This is a genomic window from Nitrospirae bacterium CG2_30_53_67 (assembly GCA_001873285.1).
Taxonomy (GTDB): Bacteria; CG2-30-53-67; CG2-30-53-67; order CG2-30-53-67; family CG2-30-53-67; genus CG2-30-53-67.
Map to the genome: position 1 here is coordinate 1 of MNYV01000070.1, position 5,399 is coordinate 5,399.

General features: G+C 58.2%; 4 protein-coding genes and 1 pseudogene (1 of these 5 running past the window's edge). All 5 read right to left on the reverse strand.

Annotation, left to right across the window (positions count from 1 at the left end; genetic code table 11):
* Positions 1–98: 98 nt before the first annotated feature.
* Positions 99–1,241, reverse strand: a complete 1,143-nt coding sequence (locus AUK29_03780) for a hypothetical protein (protein OIP64767.1) — start codon at positions 1,239–1,241, stop codon at positions 99–101.
* 77 nt (positions 1,242–1,318) lie between these two features.
* Positions 1,319–1,609, reverse strand: coding sequence for a transcriptional regulator (locus AUK29_03785; protein OIP64768.1), 291 nt, complete (start codon positions 1,607–1,609; stop codon positions 1,319–1,321).
* A 328-nt stretch (positions 1,610–1,937) separates the two neighbouring features.
* Entirely contained in the window at positions 1,938–5,072 is a 3,135-nt protein-coding gene (locus AUK29_03790; GenBank protein ID OIP64769.1) for an acriflavin resistance protein, read from the reverse strand.
* A complete protein-coding gene (locus tag AUK29_03795) occupies positions 5,069–5,347 on the reverse strand; it encodes a hypothetical protein (GenBank protein ID OIP64770.1) in 279 nt (92 codons plus the stop codon). The genes AUK29_03790 and AUK29_03795 overlap by 4 nt, the downstream gene beginning before the upstream one ends.
* Positions 5,287–5,399: pseudogene (locus AUK29_03800) on the reverse strand (hypothetical protein) (it continues 874 nt past the right edge of the window). Before AUK29_03800 ends, AUK29_03795 begins: the two are co-directional and overlap by 61 nt.

Sequence of the window (5,399 nt, forward strand, 5' to 3'; positions counted from 1 at the left end):
AATGTCCCGATCATGACGATGACCGCGGCATACCACTTGTAGCGAATCCCTAAATAATAGCGCTCGTTTCCGATTCTGTGTGAAGGAGACATGGTCTGTTACTCTTTGGCATCATCGGAGTGCGCCTTGTCCTCATTCAATTCAATACCCACGGTGACGGACATCCCCGGTTTGAGCAGGCCCTTGTCTTTTTCCTCAACCGAGATCTTGATCGGGATCCGCTGGACCACCTTGGTGAACTCGCCAGCGGAGTTGTCCCTGGGGATCAGGGCAAACTTGGCCCCGGCCGCCTCTCCGACCAGGATCACCTTGCCGTGAAAGGTCTTACCGCCGTAGGTGTCCACGTCCAGGTCCACGTTCTGGCCCACCTTGACTCCCTCGGTCTTGGTCTCCTCCAGGTTGGCCGTGACATAGACACTCCCTTTGTCATACACAGACAAAACCGGATAACCGGCGCTGATGAAATCCCCCTGGTTCATGAATTTCTTGGCCACCACGCCCTGCACCTGGCTTTTTATCCTCGTATATCCCAGGCTGGTCCTGGCCACGTTCAGCCCCTCCTGTGCGGCCTTGAGCGCGGAGCGCATGGCCTCCACGGCGCTCTCAGCCTCCTTGACCTGATAGCTGCCTGCCCTGGCCTGCCGGAGGTCCGCCTCCGCGGCCGCAACTTTGGAGCGGACGCCGATCCGCGCCGCCTCCATGACATCATACCGGCTTTTTGAAACGGCCCCGGATTGCAACAGACCCTGGATCCGGTCATAATCCTTCTGCACCTGATCCGCATCGGCCCCTGCGGCGGTCAACTGGCTTTCGGCCCTGCGGATCTGCTCTCGTGAGGCCACACGAAGGTTCTCCAGGGCGGCAAGGCTCCGGTTCAGGTTGCTTTGGGCTGCCCTGACATTGGCCTCCTGAAGGGCGGCCTGGTTCCGGTAATCCGTTTCATTGATCTCCACGAGGAGCTCCCCTTTTTCAATCGGGTCGCCCTCCTGCACATGGATCTTCTGGATATAACCGGAGACCAGCGGGGCCACGTTGATCATGTCCGATTCCACGAAGGCATTGTCCGTGATGGCATGGGTGAACCGGTAATGGAACCACTTCACTGCGATCACAGCAAAGATGATCAGGACGATCAGGAAAAAGACAAGGAAGACCTTTTTGCCGGTGGTCATGGCCGGTTTTTCTCCTGAGGCTTCCTTTTTTTCTTCGGATCTTTTTTCTTCCATGGATGGATCTGTCATCTCTTCTTCCCTTTTTTGGCAAGGCCGAAAGCGTGACCGTGGTTTCTCGGCAGCCTGCTGATATTTTTACGCCTGGATTAGACAACCCGGATCACAGGCAGTTCAAAAACCTTGAACCCGGAGCCGCCGAGTCTGTCCGACAGTTCCTGCACGGCCTTCATGACCGTGTCTTCGATCTCTTCTTCTACGGCCACAGCCACGGCGCGGTTGAAGCCGGGCCAGACCGGGGTGTCGAGCTTAGGATCGGAGTTCTTCCCTTTTCCCAGGACGCGGTCCCACTGGGTGTAGCCGGTGACGCGGCAGTGGTTGAGAGTCTCCATGACGTCTTCGTCGAAGTCCACATCATAAATTATTAATAGCAGCTTCATTTTTGGTATTTCCCCCATTTCATTTTAGGGTCTTGCTTCGCCCGTAAGGTTAGCGGCATAGGGTTCAAGGGGCCGAGGGGTCAAGGGTTCAAGTGGTTCAAGAAAACAAGTATCCCAAGGGTTCAAGGGTCCAAGTGAAATGCTGAAACACAACTAAAATCTCCGGAGAACATTCACTCGAGCCCTTCAACCCTCGGACCCTCGAACCCTTCCTTTTGTCTTTCCTCTCACTCGACCCCTTGAACCCTTGACCCCTTGAACCCTGATTTCTTCAACCCCTGACCCCTCGACCCCTTGAACCCTCGAACCCTGTCTTTTTTCTTTCCTCTCACTTGACCCCTCGACCCCTTGAATCCTCGAACCCTGTCTTTTTTCTTCTCTCAAACATATAGTAGATGGTCGGGATCAGGACCAGCGTCACCAGGGTGGAGACGGTGAGTCCTCCGATCATGGTGATTCCCAGGGGGTTCCAGACCTCCGCGCCCACCTGCCGGGACACGGCCAGGGGGACCATGCCGAAGAGCGTGGTGAGCGTGGTCATGAGCACGGGCCTCAGGCGGTGCTTTCCGGCCTGGGTCACGGCATCGAGCAGCTCGTAACCCCGCTTCTGCAGGAGATGGATATAGTCCACGAGGATGATCGCATTGTTCACCACGATCCCCATGAGCATGATCACTCCCATGAAGGAGATGAGCCCCAGGCTCACGCCGGTGAGGTAAAAGGCATAGATCACCCCGGTAAAGGCAAAGGGGATGGAGAACATGATGATGAACGGGTCCCTCAGGTTCTCAAACAATGCGGCCATGATCATGTAAACCAGGAGGATCCCCAGGATGAGCAGGGACGTCAACTCGCCGAAGGCCTTCTTCTGCTCCTCCACGTCGCCGCCGAAACTCACGGTAACCCCGTCGGGAAGCCCCATGCCCTCAAGGGTCTCTCGGATCTCTTTGGTGGCGTCGCCGAGGGCGCGCCCGAACAGATCCGCCTCCACGCGTACGACCTGCTGCCGGTTCTTGCGCTCGATCTCAATGGGACCCTCCCCTTCCACAATCCGGGCCAGGTTGCTCAGCCGGATCTTCCTTCCGTCGGGGGTGAAGATCGGGGCGTCGAGCAGGTTTTGGAGACGATCCTTGTCGGCCTCGTCAAATCGGGTGAAGATGTCGTAGCTGTCCGCTGCGTCCTTGTATTCGGAGGCATCCTTTCCGTAAAAATAGTTTCTGAGAGTCCCCGCGACGGCAGCGATGTTCAGCCCCAGGGCCGCGGCCTTTTGCCGGTCCACATCCACCCAGAGCTCGGGCCTCGGGTCCTTCTGGGTCACAGCCACGTCCACCAGCCCCGGCATCTTGTAGAGGACGTCCCTGAGCTTTCGGGCGAAGGCGACGTTTTCGTCCAGATCCGAGCCCTGGATCTCGACGGAGATCGGTTTATTGCTCCCCATGAGCGCCATGGAGACCGGGTCCTGCGCGCTCACGCGGATCTTGCTGATCCCCGGGATCTTCTCCACCTTCTTTCTCAGGGCCGCAGCGATCTCATCGGTGCTCCTCTCTCTCTCTGTCTTGGGTGCCATCTTGAAAAAGAGGTTCCCCACGTTCGGCCCTTCATCAAAGCCCAGGGCTACGCCGATCCCCCGCTCGGTCTGCCCGCCGAAGGCATAGGAATGCAAAAGCTCTTCGGGACGAATCACATCGTCAACATTATGAAAGATCTCCTCGATGACCTTTGTGCTCTCTTCGATCCGGGTCCCCTCGGGAAGCCTGAAGTCGATGCTCAGGTCCCCGGTGTCGGTCTTGGGCATGAAGGAGGTGGAGAGGAACGGAATGAGCGAGAGCCCGCTCATAAAAAAGCAGACGGATAGGAGAACCACGGTCTTCTTATGGCCAAGCGCCCAGGTGAGCAGCCGGCTGTAGGCCTCTTCGATCCATTCAAACCACGCTTCGGTCTTGCCGTAGAACCTCCCCAGGACCCCGTTCCGCTCAGAGCCTTTTCCAGGCGCGGGCCTGAGCCATCGGGAGGAGAGCATGGGCGTCAAAGAAAGGGACGTGAAGAGGGAGGCCATGAGGGTCGCCACGAGCACGAAGCCGAGCTGTTTGAAGATGATCCCCGCGAGCCCGGTCAGGAACATCAGAGGGAGAAAGATCACCGCCGTGGTCATGGTGGAGGCGGTGATGGCCATGCCCATCTCGCTCGTCCCGAAGACGGCCGCGGTCGTGACGCGGCCCCCATGTTCCACGTGCCGCGTAATGTTCTCGAGCACCACGATCCCGTTGTCCACGACCATGCCCGAGGCAATGGCCAGGGACATGAGGGACATGAGATTGATGGTATAACCGAAGAGGTAGAGCAGGATAAAGGAGATGATCAAAGAAAAGGGAATGATCAGCGAGATGATCACGGCGGTCCGCACCCGTCTTAGGAAAAAGACCGTTACGATGACCACGAAAAAAATGCTCCACATCAACGTATCGGCCAGGTTCCTGACCGAGGTCAGGATGTTATCGGAGTTGTCCATGACCACATTGACCTGGACGTCCGATGGCAGGCCGGATCGGATCCGGTCGAGCTCGTGCTTGACCCGGCGGGTCACGTCCACGGTGTTCTTGCCGGTCTGCTTCTGCAGGATCATCACCAGGCCTTCCTTGCCGTCCCCCCAGCCGTGCAGGTCCACGGGCTTGTACGCGTCCTCCACCGCGGCCACGTCCCGGAGATAGACGGGCCTTGATCCTTCATGCCCGATCACCGTGTCCCGGATCTCCTCCATGGTCCGGTACCGGCCGGGAATCCGGACAAAATACTCACGCAGGCCTGACTTGATGCTCCCCGCCGGGATGTTCAGATTTTCGGCGGCAAGCACGCGGTTGACCTGTTCGATGGAGAGGTTGAAGCCCTCGAGCTTTCGAATGTCGAAGTAGATGTTGATCCGCCGCCGGAGCCCGCCGTAGATCTCCATGCCCCCCACGCCCGGGATCCGCTTCAGCTCGTCGGCGATCTTTTTGTCCGCGAGATGGAAGAGCCTCGGCCAGGTCAGATCCCCGGTGACGGTGAGAAAGAGGATCGGGGCCGTGGCGCTGCTGAACTTGAAGAGCATGGGCTGTTCGATATCGCCGGGCAGCTCCTTCTTGGCCATCTCCAGGGCGTCCCGGATGTCGTTTCCGGCTTCGTCCAGGTCCGTGCCCCAGTCGAACTTGCACTGGACCAGGGAAAGGTTGTCAATGGACTTGGAGGTCAGGGTGTCGAGATTGTTGACCACGCTGACCCAGTTTTCGATCTCCTTGGTGACCTCGGTCTCCACGTCCGATGCCGAGGCCCCTGGCCAGTTGGTCATGATGGAGATCACCGGCGGCTCGATGTTGGGAAACATGTCGATGCCGAGACGGGACATGGAGAAAAGGCCGATGATGAAGACCCCCAGGAAGAGCATGAGGATGGCCACGGGCTGTCTGACTGAAAACTCCGGAAGCTTCATCCCTTGCCCTTTCCGTTCTCTTTGTTCTCTTTGTTCTCTTTGGGCGCGGCCCCGCCCTCCCCGGTTTCAACGGTTACGGCATAGCCGTGCTTGAGCCGGTTCTGCCCTTTGATCACGACCTGCTCTCCGGCCGAGACCCCCTCCAGGACCTCCGCATCATTCTCCTGGTATCGCCCCAGTTTCAGGTTGCGGAGTTCCGCTTTCCCGTCTTTGACTACAAAGAGATAAAAACGGCCCGTGCCCGGATCGGTCTTAAGGGCGTCCCTCGGCGCCACGACCCCCTCTTTCTTTCCGAGATGAATTTCCAGATGGGCGAACATGCCTGAG

Coding starts and splice junctions, on each gene's coding strand:
- AUK29_03780 (OIP64767.1), bottom strand. CDS start 1,241: ATGACAGATCCATCCATGGAAGAAAAAAGATCCGAAGAAAAAAAGGAA.
- AUK29_03785 (OIP64768.1), bottom strand. CDS start 1,609: ATGAAGCTGCTATTAATAATTTATGATGTGGACTTCGACGAAGACGTC.
- AUK29_03790 (OIP64769.1), bottom strand. CDS start 5,072: ATGAAGCTTCCGGAGTTTTCAGTCAGACAGCCCGTGGCCATCCTCATG.